Below are 24,727 nucleotides of genomic sequence, written 5' to 3'. Positions count from 1 at the left end.
TACTACATAGACTTCATTGGATTTATGTTTATCTAAAGCTTTATTCATATAAAAAATGTAAACATAAACCCTTGTTAAATATAATATCTATTTTTTTAGAAATTAAAAAAATTCGATTCATGAACTATTCGAAAATCGCAGTTTTTTGGCATTAATCCACGATTTTGATCACTCCACTTCATAAACCTAAACTTAGTATTTCATAACTTAGCGAATAGGCGATGATATCCATTATGTAAGTTTTGGACAAATAACTGTGCATATCGCCAAGTTGCAATCAAACCTGCTGATACTTTTAGTTCTAAGAGGCTCTTTACTTTATATTTCTCATTTATCGGCATAGATAATAAGTCTGATAAGCTGATATCTAGCTCAGATATTTTTGAATACAATATGGACAGTTAATTTAGTATTTTATGTTCGAATGAATTCAGTCTATTTTGATTAGTTCCCTTATGGCGGTCTGTTTTAAGTAGTCTATTAATAGGTTTGAAGGGAGAAATTACTGGTTCCCTTAGGGTATACCTAAATGGAACCAGTGAAAACTGATTTGTGACATCCAACGTCATAAACTCTGTTGTGAGAACATGATCGGTGCACTATACAGGCAACGAACTGCTAGTGTTAGATATGGACACAATGACTATAAAGTTAATAGTATAGATCATCGTGATCGAGCTGTCTGACTCCTCCCAAGTTTAGTTATACGGTTTCTTCAGCATACATCAGATGAAGACTTGAGGGTTTTTTAGACATAAAGATAAAGTGGTATTTGGGCTTAAGGTTAGCTTTTTGTCGGTAAGTTTAGATCTAGATATTACTTCGCAAATAGCTGGTCTATATTTTTAAAAGCCTTAAACTCCAGCGCATTCCCACAAGGGTCTAAAAAGAACATGGTCGCTTGCTCACCCGTTTCTCCTTTAAAACGAATATAAGGATCTATAACAAACTTAGTACTCAAATCTTTTAGTCTATTGGCTAACGCTTCCCACTGCTGCCAAGGCAATACTACTCCGAAATGAGGCGCGGGTACATCATGACCATCTACCACATTGGTGTGTGCGTGCTCTTGTGACTGAGTTTTAGGATGTTCATGGATGACCACCTGATGGCCATAAAAATTGAAATCAACCCATTGCTCACTAGAGCGGCCTTCTTCCAAATTCAGCACGTCTCTATAAAAAGTACGAGCAGTATTTATGTCGTAGACAGGAATGGCGAGATGAAAAGGTGATAAGCTCATAAGATCCTCTGAAGGTTATTAAATAAAGTAAAATCATCGTAACCGAGGATACTGAGTAAGAAAAACGTAAATATTTCATTCTCAGCTCAAATATTTCTTATACTTAATAAGTTACCATAAAAATAAGGTTTATCTATTAAGATAAAAGGCAAAAAAAACGGATTTCAAATCAAAGTGCTAACACCTGTTTTAAGGCATTTATTTTTGGCTGCTGACGATCGGTATAACGATAGGCAAGTACAATCTCTCTAACCAAATCATTATCGTCTAGATGATGAATTTGTATCGATACTGGGCTTCTAATCCATAGTCCAGCATAAGGAATCAACGCTACTCCTAAACCAGACTCAACCATCATAACGATGGCATCAAGGTCATCAAGCTCCATGATAGTATTTACCTTAATGTCTTGTTGTTTAAGGTATTTGCTTAATTGTACACCGGCTGATGACTTAAGACTATAATGAATAAAAGGATGCTGCTCAAGCATTTGCCGCAGACTGCAAAAAGTCCACTGCTTTGGACTAATAACGACATAAGGCTCGGTCATAATAGATTGAATGACAATATCTTTTGTTAAAACGAAAGGCGGATGTACGATTACAGCGGCATCGATAACAGCTGTTTCTAGTTTTTCGATCAACTCTATGGAGCGGCCAGGAATAATTTCTGTCTGCATTAACGGCGCTAATACGTTAATAGCCTTTAGAGCTTGCGGTAGCATACCGACTTGTACGGAGCTTATCGCACCAATCTTTAGCTGACCATAGTAGCTAGCAATGTCGGTGTCTGAAGGGAGTTGCATCGTCGCATAGAGAGCTAGAATTTCTTTGGCTATAGGTAAAATACGGCTGCCCTGTGGATTGAGCGTAATAGCTCGAGCGGAGCGGGTAAATAACGGCTGCCCTAAAGCATCCTCCAATGCTCTAATTTGCGCACTAACCGCAGACTGGGTCAGGTTTATTTGACGAGCAGCAGCGGTGAAACTGTCTAATTCACAAACCGCTACGAAAGTTTTAAGTTCTTTTATCATTCATGTCACCACAGTAGTTATTAGCATCTAGGCAAAATAGCTACTGCCGCTCGGCCTATTCCCTCTAAAGCTTTTTGGCTCAAACCATCACGAGCTTGAATAGACATGCCTTCCAATAACGTATTAAACGTATACGCCAATATATTCACATCAGTCCCTGCAGGCAGCTGCCCTGATTGCAAGCCTTGTTCTAATCGCGCTAAAAAGCAATCACGCCCTTCTTGACGCAATTTTTTGACTTCATTAAGCACCTCTTGTGAGTCAGCAGATACATTGATTGCTGCCAACACGACCATACAACCACAGGGCACTTCAGGTGTCGTCAATATCTTAGAAGCCTGTAAAAAGAAATCATTAATAGCTTTGGTTAAGTCGGGTTCTTGTACCATCTCTTCCCAAATATGATCCCAGTATTTGGCTTCATAATAGCGCATGGACTCCAAAAATAACTGCGCCTTGTTGCCAAATGCTGCATAAAGACTGGGAGGATTGATTTCCATAGCCGTACATAAATCATTAATAGACGCAGGCTCATAACCTTGTAGCCAAAATACATCTAGGGCACGAGTTAACGCCAGTTCCCTATCAAACTTACGCGGACGACCGCGGCCTGCTTTGACAGACTTTTCTATCTTCTCAGACATCATTCTTTACCTATTGCTAAAAAAAGAGTTGACAATATATGTAGTGGTTACTATACAATATACCTTAATTGTAGTGATCACTACATAATTAAAACTCATTGAATCAAGTTGAGCAGTACTATGACAAATATTATCACTGATAGCGATCTTTTTAATCCCGTGCAAATGGGCGCTCTACAAATGAGCAATCGCGTTTTTATGGCACCGGTCACGCGTAGTCGCTATGCTGAAGATGGTGTACCTAATGCCATGCACGCACTTTATTATGCACAGCGTGCGAGCGCAGGACTTATCGTTGCTGAAGCGACCAATATATCACCGCAAGGCCGTGGCTATGCCATGACACCTGGTATATGGAGCGACGAGCAGGTCGCTGGTTGGAAACAGGTGACCGACGCTGTTCACGCCGCTGGCGGCAAAATTGTTAGCCAGCTTTGGCATGTGGGCCGTTTTTCGAGCGTTGAACTACAACCCAATGGCGAATTGCCAGTGGCGCCCTCTGCGATTAAAGCGGAAGGCAAGACCTATACCGAAAAAGGGTTTGTGGATGTCTCTACGCCGCGTGCTTTATCAACGGATGAGATACCAGGCATTATCGAGCAATATAAGATTGCTGCCCGTAATGCTAAGCGAGCAGGTTTTGATGGGGTCGAAGTGCATTCTGCCAACAGCTATCTGTTGGATCAGTTTTTACGAGATTCAACCAATCAGCGTAGCGATCAGTATGGCGGCTCAATAGAAAACCGTACGCGCTTAACGCTAGAGGTGACTAAAGCTATTGTAGATATCTGGGGTGCTGATCGAGTTGGTATTCGTTTATCACCGGCATCACCAGATGCGGGTAATACTCCGCTAGACAGCAATGTCATGGCCACTTACGGCTATCTTATTAAAGCACTTAACCAATTTAATTTGGCATATTTACACTTTGTGGAAGGTGCGACAGGGGGCTCACGTACCGTTCCTGATGATATTGATTTAGATGTTTTGCGAGCGCTGTTTTCTGGACCTTATATTGGCAATAACAATTATGACTTAGATTTAGCGCTACAAAGACGCGATGAGGGCAAAATTGACGCCGTTGCTTTTGGCCGATTGTTTATCTCTAACCCTGATTTAGTGGCCAGATTTCAACATGGCGTTGAGCTGACGATTGCACCACAGGAGTCTTATTATGGTGGCGGTGCTGAAGGTTATACCGACTGGCCAAATGGTGATTATTAAGCAGCAACTATTAAAATATTTTATTTACGAAGCACTATAACCTTATCAGTACTTTAGATAAGTGAAAACGAGTAGAAACGAGCCTATTGCTCAATATAATAACGCTACATAAAAGTCAGTCTGAAGCTAGGCTTAGGTGCTTTAATCAAACCAAGGAGAACACCATGAGTAAACCTACTTACGTAGAAGAATATAACGCTATCGTTGCAGTATTAGATTTATACAATAATGGAGGTAAGCAAGCAGACAGCAGTATTATGCAACCTGCTTTTGCTAATCAAGCTACTATTTTTGGGTTAGATGCAAACGGTAATCTTGATGGCGGCCCCATCCAAAACCTCTTTGATACTATCGATAGCGATATTTTTTACTCTTCTCCTGAAGCCAAAAGCGCTATTGTTAGCTTAGACATCGTCGGTAATGCCGCTTCAGCTCGTATTGATACCAATGATATCTCAGGTTTTTGCTTCACTGACTTCTTTAATTTATTGAAAGTAGATAGTAATTGGACCGTGATTAACAAAATCTATCACACCCATGTTGCGCCTTAATAATAGCTTTGAGCCATTAGTTCAGACGGTTATCACTGGCTAAAGAGCTATGTTACAAACACAGATCATATGAGCATTAGTACTTTGCTAGTGACTTAAAAATTATTTATAGAATGATAAGGAAAACCTTATGTCTAAAGTATTTATTGTTGGTGGATCAGGCAAGGTAGGCCGCCATTTAGCCAAACAACTGGTCTCTCGTGGTCACGAAGCGTGGTCAATGTACCGTAACCCTGATCAAGCTGAGGCGCTAAAAAATCTGGGCGCAAGGTCTGTGTTAGGTGATTTGCTGAAACTTGATACCCAAGCGTTAGCTGAACTGATGGGTGAGTGTGACACCGTCGTATTTTCAGCGGGTGCTGGCGGTAAAGGTGGCAAAGAGATGACCGATGCTATCGATGGTAAAGGTCTGGAGTTGGCCGTAGCGGCCGCACAGCAAGCAGGTATTCAGCGTTTTTTATTGGTGTCAGCATTTCCTGAAGCCGCTAGAGGTAAAGAAGTGTCTGAGACCTTTGAAAATTATATGGCTGTCAAAAAACAAGCCGATGTACATCTAAGCGCTACTGATCTTGACTGGGTTATCGTGCGCCCAGGTCTGCTGCTTGATGATGCAGGCACTCAACACGTACATACCGGTTTAGCGATTCCTTATGGAGAGGTAGCACGCGAAGATGTGGCTTCTACATTACTCGAAATTATCGAGCATCCAGCCGTCAATAGAGTCATTATTGAGCTAACTCAAGGCGAGCAGCCGGTTGCTGAAGCGGTCGCAAAATTTGCTAAATAGCTTGATGGATTGGTCAGCATTTTTAGCTTGTAGACTAATAATAGACCACTTGAAGTGGTCTATTAGTTGATTGAGAGGTCTGTTTTGATGGTTCCCTAGTGATATACCCTCCTAAACTGTACTCTCTAGTCTTATGTAATCCGTATTACCAATGGCTTCTATAAACTTTTCGTCATGAGAAACTAAAATGAGAGCACCTGTGTAATCGTGTAATGCTTGCTGAAGCAAATTTTTTGATTCTATGTCTAAGTGATTGTCTGGCTCATCTAATAGTAATAATGCTGGCGCAGTAGCACCACAAAATAAGCACGCCAAAGCGACTTTGAGTTGCTCACCACCACTTAGGGTATGAACTGGTTTTATTGCAGCGTCACCCTTGATTCTAAGCTGTGCTAATCGGGTTCGATATAAGTCTTCTGTCCAGCCAGATGATTGCTGACGAAAATTATCTAGTGCTGATAACTCCTTATCAAGAAAAGAGAAATGCTGATCCATTAAACGATAGGACCCAGTCACTGCTATTTCACCTTGCTCTGCCTCAAGCTGACCTGATATTACTTTTAGTAGTGTAGATTTTCCGCTGCCGTTTTTACCAGTGATAGCAATACGTTCACCTTTATTCACAATTAGGCTAATAGGCGCTGTCGCACCAAACGGTAGAACGATGTTAGATAAATGCAAAAGAGGATTGCTCGCAGCTTCAGGTGGCGCGGTGACACTTGCTAGCGGCTCTATGATTTCTAGCTGAGCCTTAGCACTGGCTGCTTGATCAGCTGCATTTTGTGTTCGATCATCATGAAGCTTGGCTTTGCGTGATTGTGTAGCTTCAGAACGTCCTAATTCACGGTCTAAAATAATTTTGCTTTGGTTACTATCTTTGCGCTGATTTTTGCCACGACTTTGGCGCTGTTCTGTCTTTTCTTGAGCCATTTGCTGATCACGTTTAGCTTGCTGTAATTCTTTTTTCGTTTGAGCTGCATCTCTTTGAGCGCCCAAAAGTAATTGCTCCTGACTTTGTAGCCAATCATTCCAACCGCCATGACTAACTGATAGCCCTGTAGGAGTTAGCTCATAAACGATCTGTACTTGCTTTAGCAAGATGGTGTCATGCGTTACCAGTAAAACCCCACCGCTAAAGTTTTTTATCCATTATGCAAGCCACATACGCCCATCACGATCTAAATGATTGCTTGGCTCATCGAGTATTAAAAAGTCACAACCTTGCTTTTTGAGTGCCAGTAGCTTTAAGCGCGTCTGTTCGCCACCGCTTAGCGTCTTAAATGAACGATCAAGTATATCTAGTGTTAGCTCCCCTTCTGCTAAAAGCGCTTCTGTTTCAACCTCCCAATTCCATTTATCATCCATAAAGTTAAAGTCTTCAGGTGTACCTTCGCCATCTAGGACTCGGATGCTGATTTTCTGTATCTGACTTGTACCTAAAATATCACCTGCTGTTCCTGCTAATACTGTCTCACCTTGAGCCAAATAACCTATATTGCAAAAGCGATGTACGCTTCCTTCACTAGATTTTAATTTATCTGCTAGTATTGCTGCTAAATAGGATTTTCCTACCCCATTCCTACCAATCAGTGCTTGTAATTCATCAGTCAAGAATAGATCAATTCCTGAAAATAAGTGTAAAGGCGAATCAGGGAAAGTTAAGCTTATCTGTTTTGCTTCAATCAAATTTTGCATGTTTACTCTATTTCTTAGAATTATGGGATTTATGACTGACAATATACCTAGCATAATCAATGCCTAACATGCTTTTTAACAACTAACTACTGTCCAAGAGCACCACATTAGCGTTAAAGCCTAACAGCTGAGCGCTACAAGCTATTGATGGGATACAATGATCTGACAAACAAATAAGCCTCGCTTAACAGACGTTATGATAAATAAAAAGTAACTTGAAATACCGTCGAAAATCCCACTGCATGTACACACCGAAGTACACTTTAATTATCTAAATATCTCAAACCATTGTCATCATTAACCTACAGCCGAGTGTTCAAGTCCTCACTAGGGAACCAAACTTATTTAATCAGTTTAGCAATTATCAACTCATTAAATTGGGTCGGTGCGTTATATAGGCATCGATGTGGTAGATGGATGAGACACCTAGGAATTTCCATACTCTCTAAGATTGTTGAACCTCAAACAATCCCAGCGTGGTTCAGCAGACGCATCAAAGAAAGACTTTTTATGGTATTTATCTGCCCAATATGATATTGATAATGTCGCAAACCTAGAGAGCATAAAAATATTACTGCAAACCCCAGTATAAACCATAAAATATGCGGCATCTTTTTAGTGAAAAAACGGTACAGCCTTAAAAACGCAGTAAACCGTAACAGTGGAATGATTAGATAATTAAAATACTAAAAGAGTATCATGTGGGGATTATTTGCATAACGGATGGTAAAAAAAGGGGGGGGAGGGAGGTAATACCCGCTTTTTTATGAATGTTTTTTATTAGGAAAGGTCATGTTTCTTCGTTTTATTGCGCGTCATAGCACATTAATTATGCCAGTTTGCGCCATTGTGGGTTTTGTTTTTCCAAACTTATCCAATGCGGTATTGGTATATTTACCCCAAATACTGTTCTTCTTGATGTTTTTTACTTTACTGGGCATCGATCAGTATGCGCTGTTAAAGCGTATAGCGACAAGCTATGTGTGGGTTTTTGCCTTGCTACAAAGCGGGGGTATGAGTCTGGTTTTAATATTAATTGCCTATGCACTCGGTGTACGTGGCGATTGGCTACTGGCTATTGCAGGTCTTGGTGCCACCGCTCCATTGTTTGGTAGTGGTGCGTTGGTCAATGCGGTGGGGTTTGATGCACAACTGGCGACGGCAAAAACTATAGCTGCTACGCTCGTTATGCCATGTACATTATTAGGCGTACTGTGGCTATTAGGCGATGGAAACGCGCATTTAGACGTTGGTCTTTATATCAAACGCTTGTTGGTTTACATTGTTATGCCAATGGTGCTGGCTGTGGGGGTACGTCGGTTCGTTTCACCTGCTATTTTGACACGTTATTATCCCAAAATTGGACAGTTTAATATTTTACTACTGATGTTGTTTCCACTGGGACTGATGGCAGGGTTTCGTACTACCTTTGACCATAATCCGTGGCAAGCGTTATTATTACTAGTGCTAAGCTCTGTATTGGCCTTGGTGTTTTATTTTACCGCTTATATCATCTATCGGCGTTTTGGCTATGAGAACGCTATTGTCGCGGCGCTGGTGTGTGGTGGGCGCAATGTATTACTTGCTTACACCATAACTGTGCCCTTTATGGGTGCGGTATTTCTACCGTTACTGGGTGCTTTTCAATTACCAGCATTTTGCTTGCCCTTACTGGGTAAATATATGGCAAAACGCCATACAACATAAAACTCGATCTATGGATTTAAAATCAGGTTTCTGAGCTATGCTGAAGAAACCGTACAACTAAACTTGGTAAACTAAGCGTATTAACCGAAGTTTACCATGACCAAGAAAGTAAGAACTTATAGCGCCCAATTTAAAGCCGAAGCCGTCAAGAAGCTAGCAGATAATAACGGCAATATTTTAGCCACTGCAAAGCAGCTTGGCATCACCTTATCTAACTAGCATAACAAAGCTAATCAATGCAAGCTTGCAAGCTTGCAAGGACTGAGCAGTATGATCCTGAACTAATATAAGCGATAGTGTATTCCGTTCTTACGTACTTGATATACAAGGATCTCAGCCTTTATTATGAAGTTAATACCACATAGACTTTATTTAACATAATATACATTATGCGAAAACAAACCAATAGCTTTGGAGAGTAGACTAATAATATTTATACAGCTTCATTTGGAAACTTTCATGGTTATCTCTATGACTTTTATTAAAAATTTATAACCTTTTTATATCATATGTAGATATCAATAAAAATAACACTCATCACTGGCTAGCGACAGGTTTCTAGTAAATGCTTTCGTAAGGACTTGCTATCCTCATTTAAAATCACATCCGCCACTCGGCAACTAGCATCGTCATCGATGCCACTACATGACAACTCATAATAAACATTGCTGCCATGTGCCAAACTTACTTGTACCAATCCTTGGTTAGTCATCGAAAACTGTTTGTCTTGTGCATAATCAGGATCTTGCGAATCCCACAATACGTCATAACCAACATGACAAGATATTTGCTCTCTATCAAAATAATCCTGCTCAATTTGCATCGCTGCTTGTAAATCTGGGTCGGCATACTGTTGCAATACGATTGGATTATCCATGCCTTGATTGCTGACGTCTTGCTGATACATGTCGCTAATGGTCGCTATTTTTATGGCTGCATAGGTTTGAGTCGACTCTACTATATTCGCTATAGCAGAATTGGTTGCTATCAGTCCTATGATTAGCAGCGTCAATGAGTAATGTGTTGGCATAGCATTCTCTACGAGCTTCAATGATATAAGTGTTATAAACCATTACATCATAACCATATTATGACTCTGCTGTATTATCGTATCATTCCGGTTTATCTACTAGAAATAATCTATTACATAATAATTTTTACATAGTAACTTTGTAAAACTTGCTCATTAAGGATGCTTTATGACCATATTATCTACTTTTAAAGACCGCTCGTCTAAATTAACCGTTGGCGGCGCATTGGCTTTGGTGCTAACAGCAACGGGCTGTCAATCTTCTGCTGAATCCAATACAGCCATTACCAATCAATCTAATAGCCACTCATCAACGCCTACAGTCTCCGACATCAGTCAGCAAACCCTTAAGCAGCAAGCCGTACGTATTCAGCGCGCACTTGCGAATCAAGACTTTGCTCGCATCATCAATGATATTCATCCAACCCGTGGTATTAGTTTTTCGATGTATGCCTATGTGCGTCCTGAGACTGATAAAGTCTTTAGCCGTGAACAATTCGCGCAATATCTACAACAGTCCAAAGTGCGCTTTACTTGGGGTGAAAAAGACGGTACTGGCGATCTACTAGTCACGCCACTACCTGTATATTTAGACACATGGATTGATGCTAGAAAATTTAACAATGCCAGTATCAGTATTAATGAATTCCAACACAGCGGTAATATGATTAATAACCTAAAGAAGATTTATCCCAATTCAGAGGTTGTCGAGTTTTATCATAAAGGCTCAGAGGAATACGCTGGTATGGATTGGCGCATCATGCGCTTAGTGTTTGAAGGATATCAAGGCAAACGCTATTTGGTCGCTATTGTGAATGAGCAATGGACAGTTTAAATAATTTTTATCTATAAAAACATGTATTTAAATAAAGAATGAGTAATAAAAAAGGCAGTGTCACCGAAGCCATACACTGCCCTTTTTATTATTTTTCCGCCTGTATATTCAGTATTCAACATAAATGTTAAATACTAATGATCTTATTAAAGTGGCGTTTGGCGAAAAAACTTCACCATAATCTCATAGATATCTGGATAAGCATCTACCAATTTTTGCGGTGTTTCAAAAAACACTTCGCTCAGAACCGCAAAAAACTCCGCAGGATTGGTAGCGCCATAACGATCTAGTCCTGCCTTACGATGAGTCTGAAAGTCTTCAAAGTCATGTGTCATAATCTCAGTCCAGCGCGCAGGATCCATATCGGGTTGCAGTGGTGGAAAGCCATTGGCACGGCCATTTAACATATCAAGTTTATGCACAAATTCGTGGATGACAACGTTATGACCATCGCGCTCGCCTGAGTGTTTCGCATCTTTCCATGACAGAATAACGGGGCCGCGCAGCCACGCCTCACCGCTACGGTGCTGACTGCCCTCATGGACGATGCCCAGTTCATCGACAGTGGTTGTTTCGCTCTTGTAGGAACCAGGATAAATGATAATGGCTGACCAGCCAGCATACCATTCAAGGCTGAGATTTAAGATCGGCAGGCAAGCTTGCAGTGCAATCGATTGCCTGACAGCATCAGTAATCTCAAAACCTTGTGCACCTGTTATGGATTTATCTGCCAAAAACAACGTCGCCAGTTCAAACAAACGGTTTAGCTCGTCCTCGTTTAGCCGATCAAGTATCACGATCCGCTTGGCCGCTTGCATCCAGTCAGCATGAGTAAATTCGCTATTGTCCAGTATACGCTGCTCGCGCCAGTCTTTTATCAGGCTAAACATGGTTGTTATCCTTGGGTTTTGTGGTTAGACACTGACGATAAAACAGTTTATCAGGCCTCTAACGACAACATATTCATAATTAATTTAATCAGAGTGTCTTTTTGATTGGGGTTAGATTCAGCGACCAGTAGCGTTAATGCCGCAAGCCCTGTGTTATTGATGACCATATCACCTTTATCATTCAGCAGTCGATTATTCCGATGCAAAAAATCCACGAACAAAAAAGCGCCGCTGCGTTTATTGCCATCGGTAAAAGGATGGTTTTTCACCATAAAGTACAGCAGGTGCGCCGCCTTACTTTCGATAGTCGGGTATGCAGGCTCACCAAACACGGTTTGCTCTAAGTTACCAAGTACACTACCCAAACCGTCACCACGAGGCTTAGCAAATAACTCAGTCGCCTCGCCTCTTTCTATCAGCTGCGATTTTAAATTATTGAGTGCTGCCATCGCCTCAGCCGGGCTGGGTAATACACCGCCTTCCTGCCCTGATGGGTCATCTAACAACCCTTCATCATAGCGTTGTAGCCATAAAAACGTCTGTGTATAACGACTGATTATCTCAATTAAACCGCGACCTTGATCGGTATTGAGCTCAGGACTTTGTGCTGTTTTTTTGATTAAATTTAACGCTTGTTGTAACTCAGCAGAGTTTTTATCAAGGCGCTGTTGGTTAAGCGTATATCCTTGTACCAAGTATTCACGTAAACGCTGGGTTGCCCAACGTCTAAACTGAACACCTTGAGGTGATTTGATCCGATAGCCCACCGAAATAACCACATCTAAGTCATAAAAGGTCACAGGCCGATCGGAATTTGCAATATGCATTTTTTGCATATTGCTTTTTTCGGACACTTCTTCATCGCTTATGGCATTAGCAATATGACGTGAAATCACTGATTGATCGCGACCAAATAGCTCAGTCATTTGTGCTTGTGACAGCCAAACGGTCTCTTGCTCAAAACGTACGTCTACTTGCGCCTTTCCATCAGCACTTTCATAGATCTCAATGGTCGAGTTGTTATTATTTTGAGTAGCTTTCATTTACGTGGCTTCTACTTATAGATAGATTATATTGATCAATAACTACTAATAACATCACTTATTCAGCAATGGGCGCTCAATTATGACCATGGGTAGTTTTACTAACAAATCATGACGATGCGCAAAATCTACTTACAGATGAATTTTACCGCCTTTCTCATCTCTACTCTTCTTCTATTGGTCACGCCAACCCAGTTGAATATATTGAATCTGGGTTAAAGCTGTTCAATACCTATTATTTAACGCTTCTTGTATATTGTTTAGTATACGTTGTATAGTTTATATAAGACATGGACTACCTGTTGATCGTAATACAAGTGCTAGCCTGCTGAGTATAGACAGTGTATTTGTCATAAAGTATAACTTTAACAAGGATACGTGAGGTATTTATGAATCAAAAGTCATCTCAGCGCCAGAGTCAATATATAAGCAAGAACCAGAAACAAACAACTACGCACCTAGAAAAGCCTCAAAGCTTTGATGAACTACAAAGCGGTAAAGGGAACTACCGACCGGCTGCTAGATCTGTCGGTGACTGGCTCGACAATACCAGTATCGACGCGTTAAATCATCTTAATGAGCAAGCCGCTGATATATTCTATCGAAAAGGCGTAACTTTTACGGTATACAGCGATGCCAAGAACATCGAGCGAATGATACCGTTTGATATTATCCCCCGTATTATTGCTGCCAGTGAATGGCAACAGATAGAGGCTGGCTGTAAACAACGAATCACAGCTCTCAATGCCTTCTTGCATGATATTTATCACGACCAAGCCATTATGAGAGCAGGTATTGTCCCTGCCAGCTACGTTTATGCCAGCGGCTGCTATGAGCCATGGATGATGGGTATTGAACTTGATAAGCCCATTTATTCACACATCAGTGGTATTGACCTCATTCGAGATGAGGCTGGTCGGTTTTGTGTATTAGAGGACAATCTACGTACGCCATCAGGGGTCTCCTACATGTTAGAGAGCCGAAAAATATCAGAGATTCTTCTGTCTGACCAGTTTTCCCATACGTCTATATTGGGTGTTAGTGACTATCCAAAGCGCCTCAAATCCTGTCTTGCCAGCTCAACCAGTAAATATGATCCGCAGATAGCTATCTTAACGCCAGGACGTTTTAACAGCGCCTACTATGAGCACGCTTTTTTGGCCCATGAGATGAATGTTCCATTGGTTCATGGCTACGACTTAATCGTCGAAGATAGCAAGGTCTATATGCAAGGTATCCGTGGCAAAGTACAGGTCGATATTATCTATCGCCGTATTGATGACCCTTATATTGACCCGTTGGCATTTCGCTCCGACTCTATTTTGGGGGTGTCAGGCCTTATGAGCGCCTACCGTGCTGGCAATGTCGTCATTGTTAATGCTCCAGGAACTGGCGTGGCTGATGACAAGAGCTTGTATCCCTTCGTGCCTGACATGATTGAGTTTTATTTGGGTGAAAAACCCCTTTTGCCCAATATCGAAACCTATCAGTGCCGTAAGCCTGATGAGCTTAAATACGTACTGGACAATCTAGATAAATTGGTCGTAAAAGAAACACAAGGCTCTGGTGGCTATGGCATGCTCATCGGACCTACATCTACTAAGCAAGAAATCAGTGACTATCGCAAGCGCCTTTTGGCAAATCCAGCAGGCTTTATCGCTCAGCCTACCATATCACTCTCCACTAACCCCACGGCAGTCAGTGACGGTATTGCACCGCGCCATATCGACTTGCGACCATTTATATTAAGTCATGGCGATGGCTCAGTGGATATTGTACCCGGTGGTCTAACACGAGTGGCCATGGTCGAAGGCTCGTTGGTCGTCAACTCCTCACAAGGCGGTGGCATCAAAGACACTTGGGTCATCGATGACAGTAACTTGACCTCATCAACCAAACCGTCAGTGGCCAAAAAGCAAGATAACCAAATTGATAAGCAGCAGTCATCAGAGGCAATCACCGCAAATCACTCGCATTATCATGATCCCGTGCAGCCACTTGAAGCTGGCTATGAAAATCCTGACAACGCGCCCATGATATTACTGCTGTCTACCGCCAATCATTTGGTTTGGCTCGGTCGCTATAGCGAACGCTTATACTATTATGACAACATCATCAAACAACTGGTAAAAGGCAATATCAAAAAAGCACAGTTGCATCACCTGATTAATCACCTAGGTTTTAACGTTGATCCAAACCAGCCTTTAAAAACCATGAAAGCTCAAATGTTGCATGATTTGGAGCAAGAAAAAATATCCAATATTGTTCAGTCCATTGAAACCAATGTACAAGAAGCTAAAGGCGTCATCGGTAAAGACACCGCTGAGCTATACAACCTAATCAAACGGCTATCTAGCGCGGGAACATATCGGGCCGCGACGTTACAGCTACATGCTTGTAATGCCGCGATGGCACAAGAGCATCCTATCGTGACTTGCTTTTGGCAATTGGGACGACACTTTGAACAACTGGAGCGTACCGTATTCTTAAATGAAGACTCCGTCGCCATTAGTCTTGAATTTAAACATTGGATCAACAAGCTGCCAGAGAACACGCGTTGGCGCGAGCTGATTCGCCTAACCAACCAAATGATTAAATCTCAACAACTTAGCGATTTTCAGTTACTGAGTAAAGAGTGCAGCACGATATTGCAACAAGGGGTCTAGCGCGGCAGCATTTAATGATTAAAACACCGAGTGCTAAACAATCAGAGCAATAAGAATAGGAAGATGCTATGAAACTTCAAATCAGTCACCAAACTAACTATTATTACGATGAGCTGGCGCACCGAAGTGTGCAATATATCCGCATGACGCCCATGCAGCTACCACATCAGATCATTCATCAGTGGAATGTCATGTTGCCCAAAGTGGCTACCATTCAAAAAGATGGCTTTGGTAACGAGTGGCTCACGCTGAGTCGTAATGAGGCGCATAACAACCTGCAAATGCAGGCATCAGGTATTGTCGAAATCAACACGAGCACAGAGCGTCTAGAGGATATGAACAATGTCCCTTATTTGCTGTTTACCGTACAAAGCCCCTTAACTGAGTGCTCTGAAGCCATGCGTAAATTTGCAGAGCCTTATCTAACAACGGCTACTCATGACAGTCTAAAAGCACTGGCAGCTGAGCTGCTTATGAAAATACCCTATGTCAAAAACACAACCCATGTCGGCACGACGGCTGCCGAAGCTTTTGAGCTTGGGGCTGGCGTGTGCCAAGACCATACCCATGTATTTTTAGGCTGCCTGCGAGATCAGCAGATTCCAGCGCGCTATGTATCTGGCTATCTATATGATGATACAGAAAACCATATGGCAAGTCATGCGTGGGCAGAAGCATGGCTAGATGGCTACTGGTACACGTTTGATATCTCAAACCAGCTGTTTCAGCCAAGCTCTCATGTGTATGTTGCCATTGGTCGAGATTATCTAGACGCAGCTCCCTTACGCGGCGTACGGATGGGCGGCGGTTATGAAAACCTTTACAGTCAAGTGCTGGTTTCGAGATTATCATAAGGTGCTTTTTAAGTGTGGGTTCACCAAAGGGTCGCTAATGATAACTATAGCGGTACTTTCACCAGCTCATGCTTACTAGGTGGTCAAATCAAAGGACAGCCACCTGAGCTATATATGATCTATCCTGAGGGCAATTGTATTAAAGCCACACAAGACACGCCGTTTTTTCAGTTTGGTGAAAGCAAATACGGCAAACCAATCCTCGATCACTCAGTAAAATATGATACCGATGTCAATCATGCTGCCCAAGCGCTGATGCTCTCATTTGACTCTACCATTCATTCCAACTTATCCGTCGGTATGCCCATTGATTTTGTCATTTATGAAAACGATAGTCTCACGCTACCAAAAGGACGCCGTATCGAAGAAGATGATGAGTATTTTAAGACCATTAGTCGACAGTGGTCAGAAGCACTACGTAATACTTTGATTGAACTGCCAGAATGTCCCAATGATTATTGGGAATAACCTTTTCTAACTATCAAACCCAATCTAAAGACCCGTTCTTACACCAATAAAAATGGCGCGGTTCGGCTTGTTTTTGATTGGGCAACGTCATGTGGCGTACCTTGAGCGACAATCAGCCCACCCTCCTCTCCAGCCCCTGGCCCAACATCAATAATCCAGTCGCTATTGCTAGCCACTTGCATATCATGCTCAACCATAATGACGGTGTTACCAGCATCGACGAGACCATTTAATTGCGCCATTAGCATGGACACATCAGCAGGATGTAGACCTGTGGTTGGCTCATCTAATATGTAAAGTGTGTCGCCTCGTTGTGTGCGCTGTAACTCAGTGGCAAGCTTAATACGTTGTGCTTCACCGCCCGACAGTTCAGTGGCAGGCTGACCCAAGCGTAAGTAACCAAGTCCAACTTGTAGCAACGCGTCTAATGCACGCAAAATAGGCGCTTCATCGACAAAAAACTCATGAGCTGCTTCAACCGTTAAGTTCAAGACCTCCGCAATGTTTTTATCTCGATAAGTGATTGCCAACGTTTCCTCGTCATAGCGTTGCCCATGACAAACCTGACAAGGCGCATAAACGCTTGGAAGGAACAAGAGCTCAACACTAACGAACCCTAAGCCTTCACAATTTGGGCAACGTCCTTTTGTGGTATTAAATGAGAAACGACCAGCATCATAACCAGATGCTTTTGCTTGCTTGGTTGCAGCAAACAGCTTACGCACGTCATCGAATAATCCAGTATACGTTGCCAGATTCGATCGCGGCGTACGTCCAATCGCTTTTTGATTGATATTAATAAGACGACGGATGTGCGCCATGCCAGTGACGATTTCACCACCTGTGTCTGCTTCAAGCTCTTGTTCAAGTAAATCCGCTTCACCTACGGGTGCTTCCGCGACTGTTTTTTGACCCAATGCTTCATTGATGAGCTCTACCAACGCTTGGCTGACGAGGCTCGATTTTCCTGAGCCCGAAACACCGGTGACACTTGTCATCACCCCAAGCGGAAACGCAACGTCTAACCCTGCTATATTGTTGCGCTCGATGTTTGCAAGCTTGAGCCATGCTGTCGGCTGTCTTGTGTTAGATTTTGACTGAGCATTAGCCGTATCGTTGGCAAAGAGATATTGACCAGTATGCGACTGCGCAACGTCACGCAGTCCATCTACAGGTCCACTATAGACAATCTCGCCACCATGCGTGCCTGCCTTTGGCCCGACATCGACTACCCAGTCTGCATGCCTAATGACACTGACATCATGCTCAACGACAAACACGGAGTTGCCAGACGCGATTAGCTCATCCAGCGCTCCTAACAGCGCTTGAGTATCGGCAGGATGCAGCCCTGCCGATGGCTCATCAAGGACATAGACCACACCAAAAAGCTGTGAGCGAATCTGGGTTGCCAGTCGTAGTCGCTGCAACTCACCAGGAGATAGTGTTGGTGTGGTGCGCTCAAGCGAAAGATAGCCCAAACCAAGCCTTGTCAGTGCCTCAACACGAGAGAGAATATCACTGGCAATACGCTGGGCAACAATCGCTTTTTCACGGCTTGGTGTATCATTGGCTACCTTGGTGTGAGCTGTTTTTTCTAGTTTTAGCACCATTTCTGTTAGTGTTAGCTGTGACAGCTCACCTATATCCAATCCTGCAAACTTGACTGATAGCGACTCTTTTTTTAGTTTTTTGCCATGGCATTCTGGACACTCAGATATCTGCATAAACTGCGAGACGCGTTTTTTGGTACGCGGGCTTTGAGTGGTAGCAAAAGAGTGCAAAATAAAGTTTTTGGCACTGGTAAAAGTACCCATGTAGTTTGGCTTTTCACCACTCTCAATTGCCTCGCGCGTTTGCTCAATATTATATTCAGGATAGACAGGCACCGTTGGCGTTTCATTCGTAAATAAAATCCAGTCGCGGGTTTTTTTCGGGAGTGTGTGCCAAGGCTTATCGATATCATAACCCAGTGTGGTTAAGATGCGACTGAGATTTTGACCTTGCCACGCTGGTGGCCATGCCGCAATCGCACGATCACGTATGCTCTTGGTGCTATCTGGTACTAGCAGTTCTTCAGTGACTTCAAACACGCGACCGATACCTGAACAAGTCGGACAAGCACCGTCTGGTGTATTCGGAGAGAACGCATCGGCATATAGCATTTCTTGATTTTCTGGATACTCTCCTGCTCGTGAGTACAGCATACGCAGACCATTAGATATCGTAGTCACACTACCGACGGAAGAGCGTACTGAGGGCGTACCGCGCTGCTGCTGTAAGGCGACTGCTGGTGGCAATCTTTCTATGGTATCGACATCTGGCTCATCAACTTGATCAATCAGTCGTCTCGCATAAGGCGATACTGAATCAAGATAGCGGCGCTGTGACTCGGCAAACAATGTACCGAATGCCAAAGAAGACTTCCCTGATCCAGATATACCAGTAAAGACCACTAGCGCATTACGAGGTAAATCAATATCAACGTTTTTTAGATTGTGAACGCGCGCACCTCTGACCTGAATATTTTCTTGGTCGGAGTTATAGAGAGGATTCTTCACTGGGCTTGTCTTATTCACTTTTTCTTCTAATTTTTTTCGGTTCGCCATAATGCTATTTTTCCTATTGAGTCGTCGTTTCTTTCCAACGAGTCTGGGGGTATTTATACAATTGGGAGAAATGTTAACACGTACTTATGCAAGGCCATGGCGAGGCTTACGTATCAATATCATAGACAGACAAAACAATAACTTAAGTCACCCAATAATCAATAATAAAAAAACCCACATCAATGCGGGTTTTTTTAGCAATAAAGTATTGTTAGGATAATGGTGACTTAGAGATTAAGACACCACTAAGCGCATCAATTGGGTACTGATATAACCGCCAAATGTCCCTACTGCATAACCTAAAATACCCAAAAATACCCCAACAGGTGCAAGTGATGGATGAAAGGCCGTCGCGACAATCGGAGCTGATGACGCGCCACCAGTATTGGCATTGGAACCCACTGCCAAAAAGAAAAACGGCGCACGAATCATCCTAGCCACAGCAAAAATAATGACGACGTGAATGCTCATCCATAAAAAGCCGATGAGCAATAGCCGCCACTGAGAGACGATACCCGCCAAATTGATCTGCATACCAATCGCTGCGATTAATACAAAGATAAATACCGTACCAGTTTTGGATGCGCCCACATGATCAAGACGACGAATTTTGGTAAAAGAAAAGATAACACCTATCAAAGTAATAATCACCACCATCCAAAAGAACGAGCTGGCAAAACTATATTGTACTGCCCATTTGTACGGGGCAAAAAAGTCAGCAATTTGCCCACCAACAAAGTGTGCGACTCCTACCATGGCAAAGCACAAACCAAACATCACCATCAAGTCATTTAAAGTCGCTGGACGAGCATTATCACGCTCATAATTCTCAACTGCTTTAATCACTTTATCAATACTACTAGTATCCGCCCTCAATAGCCGATCTATCTTATCGCTATGCTTAGCCAATACCAAGATAGCCAATAACCATAATGAAGCGTTGGTGGTGTCGACCAAAATCATCATACCAAATAAATCATCACTGACGCCAAACAGCTCCTTCATCGCTGCTTGGTTAGCCGCGCCTCCGATCCAACTGCCCGCTACGGCAGAAAATCCTCGCCACAATGTATCATCGACAAACATTTCAGGCGATATCCACTTAGCGATACCTAAGCTAATGGGGCCACTGATGATGATAGCTATACTGGCAGCGAAAAACATTGCAATCGCCTTCCAACCTAAACCGAGTATCTTTGGTACGTCCATAGACAAGGTCATCAACAGCAAACTTGCTGGCAATAAATAAGTGGCGGTAAAGCCATAAATCTGTGAGCCAATACCGTCAGCGAAGATGCCTAAGCTATTCAGCGTCGCAGGTATAAAGCAACACAGTACAATACCGGGCAATACCGCATAAAAGCGCCGCCAGAATTTACCCGGTAATCCTTGGGTATAAAAAACCAAACCGATAATAGCCATAATGATGCCAAAGGCTAATGGCAAACTATCAATAGTTAAATGGGAAATGTTGGGCATCAACTGACTCCGCAGCACACGATGAATAAAAGCTTGTTAGTATAGACAAGGCAAAAAAGACACGCAAGCAACTCCCTATTATCCCCTACTCGATTTTAAGTATTTGTGTAGGTGCAAAGCAATCAATCATAAATACGAGACTGAGCATATCACGCAAGGTTTCAGTGAGGTTCAAGTCATAACTATTTGCAGATACTTTGACTGTCTTCGTCATTTTATATCGTTATTAATCTCAAACCTGTAAACACAAAAAAGCCAGATAACAAGTATCTGGCTTTTTTAGTGCTATCTTTAGACGATTAATGAATCAATAATTTTAATCGCCAAATATAACTGTATTACGAGTTGTTACCACGGTTGCCGCCGTTTGGACGACCTTGGCCACGGCTGTCAGAACGACCAGCTGGACGGCCTTGGCTGCCACTTGGACGACCACGACCAGTTGCAGCACGCTCACCACGTGGAACGCCAGTGCTGTCGCCACGACTTGGACCGCCAGTGCGCTTACCTTGATAAGGCTTGCCACCTGAACGCTCATTTGGTTTGCCTGACGTGTCACGTGGCTTACCTTGATAACCGCTGTCATTGCTAGCACGTTGACCAGTTGCAGCGCTGCTGTCACTTGAGCGACCACGAGCATTAGCAGGATTGCCTTGATAGCCACCGCTTGAGCGACCACGGCCTTGACCATTACCACCGCCGTTAGAGCGACCACGACCACGGCCACGACCATTACCTTTGTTTTCGCTAGGTACGTAAGTCTTCTTAGGTTCCATACCTTCGATGATGCATACTTCCATTTTGCGATCTAGATAACGGTTGATGGCGTTTAGCTGTGGACGATCATCCATGCTACATAGGCTGATAGCCACACCAGTACGACCAGCACGACCACAACGACCGATACGATGGACGTAATCTTCAGTTTGACGCGGAAGATCATAGTTAATAACGTGCGAGATAGCTGGAATGTCTAGACCACGAGCAGCAACGTCAGTCGCTACTAGGATTTTTACTTTGCCATTACGCAAGTCTTGAACGATACGGTTACGCTTGCTTTGTGGCAAGTCGCCATGTAGGAAGCTGGCTTTATGACCGGCTTCTTGTAGCTGTTTGGCCAGTTTTTCAGTGCTACGTTTGGTAGCAGCAAAGATAATGATCTGTTCCATATCTTGCTGGCAAACGATTTTGTCAAGTAAACGGTTCTTATGTTCGAAATCATCACAGTAGTACACTTTTTCTTCGATGTGTGCAGATTCTACTTTGATAGATACGCGCTCAGGGTTCTTAGTGAAGCTGGCAGCAATTTTACCTACTGGGCCATCCCAAGTTGCTGAACACATGATGGTTTGACGATCAGTAGGAGCAGCACGCAAGATGTCACTGATGTCATCAGCAAAACCCATGTCTAGCATGCGGTCAGCTTCGTCAAGTACCAATACTTCTAGGTTTGACAAGTCAACGCGGCCTGCATTGATATGGTCAAGTAGACGACCAGGGGTCGCAACGATAACTTGAACGCCTTTTTTCAGAGCAGTGATCTGACCATTGTATGGTGCGCCGCCAACTAGTGGCACACAGAACAAACCGCGCATGTCTTTAGAGTATGTACGTACGCTATCATGTACTTGCTGAGCAAGCTCACGCGTTGGCGTTAGGATAAGTGCTTTGGTTAGTTTGTCAAAGCTAGTAGCACGGCTCAAACGGTCAAGTACTGGGATAACGAATGCGGCTGTTTTACCACTACCCGTTTGCGCTGACAACAAAAGGTCACGACCTGCTAGAGCAAAAGGAATCGCTTGTGCTTGGATAGGCGTTGGGTTGGTATAACCACTGCGATCAAGTGCAGTTAGAATAGGCTTAGCGATGCCAAGATCAGTAAAAGTAACTTGGTTTTCGTCAACAGCGTCAGTAGTAGCCGCTTGATTATTAGTATCAGTATTTGGAGTGTCAGTGTTTTCGATGATGCCGTTTTCAGCGGCGATTGCAGATAAAATATCAGTCATGAGAATCCTTGGTAAGTATAAGTTGCTGTAAATTCAGCAAGCTTGATGCATACCACTGATAACCGTTCACCACGCTGCCTTTATTAAAGAATTATCGGACCACATGTAAGTGTCGATAATCAGAAGCCAAGCCAATAAAGCTTAGAGCCTCTACAATAAATGCGTTCGTGCTGTCTGACGTATTTTGGTGGTAGTGCCGAGTGTCTCATCCTTGTTTGATATAAGCGTATTATTGATGCTTTGTCCAAAGCAGATAATCGCGAATAACAACCAATTTAAACCATATTTATGGTTTGGTAGATAAGATATGAGTCAAAAATAACTGATATTTTCATTACAGGTTATTTAAGTACACAAAATCATCGGCAACAATTACTTATGGTCATCCTAGACCCAAAATCGCAGGCGATGTTATCAATCTCATAATTCACGAAAGCCTAAGCTAACGTGGCGACGCAGTATAGCACAATAAAATATTATATGTAGCGATTTATTCAAATTATAGGTAAATAAAGCAAATTTGCTTATAAATATGCGCATTCAATAAGCTTGGCAATGCGGCTAACGCACCATATTAACTTCAGTGACATACGTTGGCAGCTGCCAAGCACCGCCCGCTTCAATCATGCGACAAAGCCCTGTAGTGCTTTCATGACTTTTCTCAAACGCTTTGCCTGTCCATATCCAATCCGTCTTGCTTAAGCAGTCACCGATGCCGCGACCTCTTTGTATGGAAGTGATTTTGCCCTTATCGTAGCCAGTGGCGTTGGTGGTTACCAAGATCGGCTTATAAGGCTTACTGTCATTAATGACCCACATGCCTGCACCTGCATTATACGCACCCGTCCAGCAATCGTGTTGTGCTAATAATTGTGAGCCATTTAGTCGACTCACACGCCATGGTGATTTATCTGATAGATTGGGACAGTCACTATCTGCATCTTTCATGGTGCCTTTCATCAGCGCCGCTAGCTGCGACGATTTCATGACAAACTTTTTATTGTCGCTAGAGATGGCTTTCGGATTAGGCGTTACGAAGCGCAGTTTTGGTGCGGACTTGGGTGGCAATACAGTGCTATTTGGCTTAGCGGCACCATCAGTATTGATAAAGGCAGATGATGTCCCTACTCGACCTTGGGCTTCGTCTGCTTTTAGCATGACAGCACTAGCACCTTTATCAGAGAGCTGCCAGCGCGAGTTACGTAGCACCAGCTCAATTTTGCTTGATTTAGTCAGTGCCTCTAGTAGCGCTGTCACTTGTGTTGGGGTCAGCTCGGCATTTCCTGCTGCGGCTGAAAAAGGCTTGGTCTCACCATAGTCTCTACCATTGATAAACAATGATATACGGTGACGATTGCCAAGTTGCATCAAGGCTTTAGACGAGCTTTCTTTAGCACCGCCAAGCTTTACTTTGCCATCCACACCCGCATTTGCGCCTGCGCGGCGTATGAGCAATACCGATATAGGGAATTCGCTATTATTTTCTGCTTGATAGCCAGCCAGCCGGCATGTACGGGTATTATCACAGACTACTTGCCAGTCTTGATTGGTAAATTCAACGCCATTGCTGGCCATAGTCACTGTGCTAAATAAAGCTGCGCTGATAGCAGCAAACATAGGTAATCGTATTTTATTTTTTATCATTAACAAGAGTATCTTTTTTATTTTTTTAGGATGCGTGGTTAAGTCGGGTTTGTCTTGCAATATTGAATGTTGATCAGCGTCTATCTGTTGACAGTTCTGAATGGCGCTGAGTGTCGTATTGGCAACTTTTAAACCGTTAGTCATTGCCTGTAGTGAGAAGTTGATCCGTTTACGGTTATCATTCTTCATAATCGTTATCCATCAATATAGTCAACCACATCTCAATTCAATCGGATACGCTGGCAGACTCACTCAGCCTACTTTGGGTAGCACTATCACTCGCCTTACTGGTATCCAAACGATGTTAAATCGATTAAAGCAG

Annotated in this window: 20 protein-coding genes and 1 pseudogene; 9 read left to right on the top strand and 12 right to left on the bottom strand. The window is 42.9% G+C overall.

Annotated elements, in window-relative coordinates:
• Positions 1 to 817: 817 nt before the first annotated feature.
• From JFC10_RS03190 to JFC10_RS03180, 3 genes are all read right to left on the bottom strand, one after another.
• Positions 818 to 1,243, bottom strand: coding sequence for a VOC family protein (locus JFC10_RS03190; protein WP_198331629.1), 426 nt, complete (start codon positions 1,241 to 1,243; stop codon positions 818 to 820).
• A 169-nt stretch (positions 1,244 to 1,412) separates the two neighbouring features.
• Positions 1,413 to 2,276, bottom strand: a complete 864-nt coding sequence (locus JFC10_RS03185; protein ID WP_198331628.1) for a LysR family transcriptional regulator — start codon at positions 2,274 to 2,276, stop codon at positions 1,413 to 1,415.
• Between the two features lie 20 nt (positions 2,277 to 2,296).
• A complete protein-coding gene (locus tag JFC10_RS03180) occupies positions 2,297 to 2,920 on the bottom strand; it encodes a TetR/AcrR family transcriptional regulator (RefSeq protein ID WP_198331627.1) in 624 nt (207 codons plus the stop codon).
• Between the two features lie 120 nt (positions 2,921 to 3,040).
• Here JFC10_RS03180 and JFC10_RS03175 point away from each other — a divergent pair, with 120 nt between their 5' ends.
• The 3 genes from JFC10_RS03175 to JFC10_RS03165 all read left to right on the top strand — a co-directional run bounded on the left by JFC10_RS03175 (position 3,041) and on the right by JFC10_RS03165 (position 5,482).
• Positions 3,041 to 4,144, top strand: coding sequence for an alkene reductase (locus tag JFC10_RS03175; protein ID WP_198331626.1), 1,104 nt, complete (start codon positions 3,041 to 3,043; stop codon positions 4,142 to 4,144).
• Positions 4,145 to 4,308: 164 nt separating this feature from the next.
• Positions 4,309 to 4,695 carry a nuclear transport factor 2 family protein gene (locus JFC10_RS03170; RefSeq protein ID WP_198331625.1) on the top strand — a complete coding sequence of 129 codons (387 nt, stop codon included), beginning with the start codon at positions 4,309 to 4,311 and terminating at the stop codon, positions 4,693 to 4,695.
• A gap of 130 nt (positions 4,696 to 4,825) precedes the next feature.
• On the top strand, positions 4,826 to 5,482 hold the full coding sequence (locus JFC10_RS03165) for an NAD(P)-binding oxidoreductase (RefSeq protein ID WP_198331624.1): 657 nt from the start codon (positions 4,826 to 4,828) through the stop codon (positions 5,480 to 5,482).
• A gap of 111 nt (positions 5,483 to 5,593) precedes the next feature.
• Here the strand turns inward: JFC10_RS03165 and JFC10_RS03160 are convergent, their stop codons facing one another.
• A complete protein-coding gene (locus JFC10_RS03160) occupies positions 5,594 to 6,580 on the bottom strand; it encodes an ATP-binding cassette domain-containing protein (protein WP_198331623.1) in 987 nt (328 codons plus the stop codon).
• Positions 6,581 to 6,631: 51 nt separating this feature from the next.
• Positions 6,632 to 7,177, bottom strand: a complete 546-nt coding sequence (locus JFC10_RS03155) for an ATP-binding cassette domain-containing protein (RefSeq protein ID WP_198331622.1) — start codon at positions 7,175 to 7,177, stop codon at positions 6,632 to 6,634.
• A gap of 792 nt (positions 7,178 to 7,969) precedes the next feature.
• On the opposite strand from JFC10_RS03155, the gene JFC10_RS03150 reads away from it, so the two are divergent.
• Complete coding sequence (locus JFC10_RS03150) at positions 7,970 to 8,884, top strand: lantibiotic ABC transporter permease (protein ID WP_193013101.1); 915 nt, start codon at positions 7,970 to 7,972, stop codon at positions 8,882 to 8,884.
• 96 nt (positions 8,885 to 8,980) lie between these two features.
• Positions 8,981 to 9,171, top strand: a pseudogene (locus tag JFC10_RS03145) (transposase); the annotation flags it as partial.
• Between the two features lie 257 nt (positions 9,172 to 9,428).
• Here the strand turns inward: JFC10_RS03145 and JFC10_RS03140 are convergent.
• Entirely contained in the window at positions 9,429 to 9,914 is a 486-nt protein-coding gene (locus JFC10_RS03140) for a hypothetical protein (protein ID WP_198331621.1), read from the bottom strand.
• Positions 9,915 to 10,083: 169 nt separating this feature from the next.
• On the opposite strand from JFC10_RS03140, the gene JFC10_RS03135 reads away from it, so the two are divergent.
• A complete protein-coding gene (locus JFC10_RS03135) occupies positions 10,084 to 10,749 on the top strand; it encodes a hypothetical protein (protein ID WP_198331620.1) in 666 nt (221 codons plus the stop codon).
• A 146-nt stretch (positions 10,750 to 10,895) separates the two neighbouring features.
• Here JFC10_RS03135 and JFC10_RS03130 read toward each other — a convergent pair whose 3' ends face one another.
• Positions 10,896 to 11,639 (bottom strand): M90 family metallopeptidase, encoded by a 744-nt coding sequence (locus JFC10_RS03130; RefSeq protein ID WP_198331619.1) that lies wholly within the window; start codon positions 11,637 to 11,639, stop codon positions 10,896 to 10,898.
• Positions 11,640 to 11,689: 50 nt separating this feature from the next.
• Positions 11,690 to 12,682: a RhuM family protein gene (rhuM, locus tag JFC10_RS03125; protein WP_198331618.1), complete on the bottom strand. Its 993-nt coding sequence runs from the start codon at positions 12,680 to 12,682 to the stop codon at positions 11,690 to 11,692.
• A 389-nt stretch (positions 12,683 to 13,071) separates the two neighbouring features.
• On the opposite strand from rhuM, the gene JFC10_RS03120 reads away from it, so the two are divergent.
• The 3 genes from JFC10_RS03120 to JFC10_RS03110 all read left to right on the top strand — a co-directional run bounded on the left by JFC10_RS03120 (position 13,072) and on the right by JFC10_RS03110 (position 16,670).
• Positions 13,072 to 15,348: a circularly permuted type 2 ATP-grasp protein gene (locus JFC10_RS03120; RefSeq protein ID WP_198331617.1), complete on the top strand. Its 2,277-nt coding sequence runs from the start codon at positions 13,072 to 13,074 to the stop codon at positions 15,346 to 15,348.
• 68 nt (positions 15,349 to 15,416) lie between these two features.
• Positions 15,417 to 16,202: a transglutaminase family protein gene (locus JFC10_RS03115; protein ID WP_198331616.1), complete on the top strand. Its 786-nt coding sequence runs from the start codon at positions 15,417 to 15,419 to the stop codon at positions 16,200 to 16,202.
• A gap of 12 nt (positions 16,203 to 16,214) precedes the next feature.
• Positions 16,215 to 16,670 carry an Ntn hydrolase family protein gene (locus tag JFC10_RS03110; protein WP_198331615.1) on the top strand — a complete coding sequence of 152 codons (456 nt, stop codon included), beginning with the start codon at positions 16,215 to 16,217 and terminating at the stop codon, positions 16,668 to 16,670.
• Positions 16,671 to 16,708: 38 nt separating this feature from the next.
• Here JFC10_RS03110 and uvrA read toward each other — a convergent pair whose 3' ends face one another.
• The 4 genes from uvrA to JFC10_RS03090 form a co-directional block, all read right to left on the bottom strand.
• Positions 16,709 to 19,276 carry an excinuclease ABC subunit UvrA gene (gene uvrA, locus JFC10_RS03105; protein WP_198331614.1) on the bottom strand — a complete coding sequence of 856 codons (2,568 nt, stop codon included), beginning with the start codon at positions 19,274 to 19,276 and terminating at the stop codon, positions 16,709 to 16,711.
• 234 nt (positions 19,277 to 19,510) lie between these two features.
• Positions 19,511 to 20,755, bottom strand: a complete 1,245-nt coding sequence (locus JFC10_RS03100; protein WP_198331613.1) for a DUF819 family protein — start codon at positions 20,753 to 20,755, stop codon at positions 19,511 to 19,513.
• Between the two features lie 338 nt (positions 20,756 to 21,093).
• Positions 21,094 to 22,761 carry a DEAD/DEAH box helicase gene (locus JFC10_RS03095; protein ID WP_193007387.1) on the bottom strand — a complete coding sequence of 556 codons (1,668 nt, stop codon included), beginning with the start codon at positions 22,759 to 22,761 and terminating at the stop codon, positions 21,094 to 21,096.
• A gap of 561 nt (positions 22,762 to 23,322) precedes the next feature.
• The gene (locus JFC10_RS03090) at positions 23,323 to 24,594 is read right to left on the bottom strand and encodes a DUF1176 domain-containing protein (RefSeq protein WP_227686012.1); all 1,272 of its coding nucleotides are present in this window, start codon (positions 24,592 to 24,594) and stop codon (positions 23,323 to 23,325) included.
• Positions 24,595 to 24,727: the final 133 nt, after the last annotated feature.

It is taken from the genome of Psychrobacter aquimaris, assembly GCF_016107525.1.
GTDB lineage: Bacteria > Pseudomonadota > Gammaproteobacteria > Pseudomonadales > Moraxellaceae > Psychrobacter > Psychrobacter aquimaris.
The sequence above is the reverse complement of the archived record's forward strand: the minus strand, read 5'-3'. Positions and strand labels throughout refer to the sequence as shown.

Excerpts from the sequence above, each read along its gene's own strand:
- JFC10_RS03130 (WP_198331619.1), bottom strand. The coding sequence starts at position 11,639 with ATGTTTAGCCTGATAAAAGACTGGCGCGAGCAGCGTATACTGGACAAT.
- JFC10_RS03180 (WP_198331627.1), bottom strand. The coding sequence starts at position 2,920 with ATGTCTGAGAAGATAGAAAAGTCTGTCAAAGCAGGCCGCGGTCGTCCG.
- uvrA (WP_198331614.1), bottom strand. The coding sequence starts at position 19,276 with ATGGCGAACCGAAAAAAATTAGAAGAAAAAGTGAATAAGACAAGCCCA.
- JFC10_RS03120 (WP_198331617.1), top strand. The coding sequence starts at position 13,072 with ATGAATCAAAAGTCATCTCAGCGCCAGAGTCAATATATAAGCAAGAAC.
- rhuM (WP_198331618.1), bottom strand. The coding sequence starts at position 12,682 with ATGAAAGCTACTCAAAATAATAACAACTCGACCATTGAGATCTATGAA.
- JFC10_RS03185 (WP_198331628.1), bottom strand. The coding sequence starts at position 2,276 with ATGATAAAAGAACTTAAAACTTTCGTAGCGGTTTGTGAATTAGACAGT.
- JFC10_RS03165 (WP_198331624.1), top strand. The coding sequence starts at position 4,826 with ATGTCTAAAGTATTTATTGTTGGTGGATCAGGCAAGGTAGGCCGCCAT.
- JFC10_RS03095 (WP_193007387.1), bottom strand. The coding sequence starts at position 22,761 with ATGACTGATATTTTATCTGCAATCGCCGCTGAAAACGGCATCATCGAA.
- JFC10_RS03100 (WP_198331613.1), bottom strand. The coding sequence starts at position 20,755 with ATGCCCAACATTTCCCATTTAACTATTGATAGTTTGCCATTAGCCTTT.
- JFC10_RS03090 (WP_227686012.1), bottom strand. The coding sequence starts at position 24,594 with ATGAAGAATGATAACCGTAAACGGATCAACTTCTCACTACAGGCAATG.
- JFC10_RS03170 (WP_198331625.1), top strand. The coding sequence starts at position 4,309 with ATGAGTAAACCTACTTACGTAGAAGAATATAACGCTATCGTTGCAGTA.
- JFC10_RS03175 (WP_198331626.1), top strand. The coding sequence starts at position 3,041 with ATGACAAATATTATCACTGATAGCGATCTTTTTAATCCCGTGCAAATG.
- JFC10_RS03140 (WP_198331621.1), bottom strand. The coding sequence starts at position 9,914 with ATGCCAACACATTACTCATTGACGCTGCTAATCATAGGACTGATAGCA.
- JFC10_RS03190 (WP_198331629.1), bottom strand. The coding sequence starts at position 1,243 with ATGAGCTTATCACCTTTTCATCTCGCCATTCCTGTCTACGACATAAAT.
- JFC10_RS03150 (WP_193013101.1), top strand. The coding sequence starts at position 7,970 with ATGTTTCTTCGTTTTATTGCGCGTCATAGCACATTAATTATGCCAGTT.
- JFC10_RS03155 (WP_198331622.1), bottom strand. The coding sequence starts at position 7,177 with ATGCAAAATTTGATTGAAGCAAAACAGATAAGCTTAACTTTCCCTGAT.
- JFC10_RS03115 (WP_198331616.1), top strand. The coding sequence starts at position 15,417 with ATGAAACTTCAAATCAGTCACCAAACTAACTATTATTACGATGAGCTG.
- JFC10_RS03135 (WP_198331620.1), top strand. The coding sequence starts at position 10,084 with ATGACCATATTATCTACTTTTAAAGACCGCTCGTCTAAATTAACCGTT.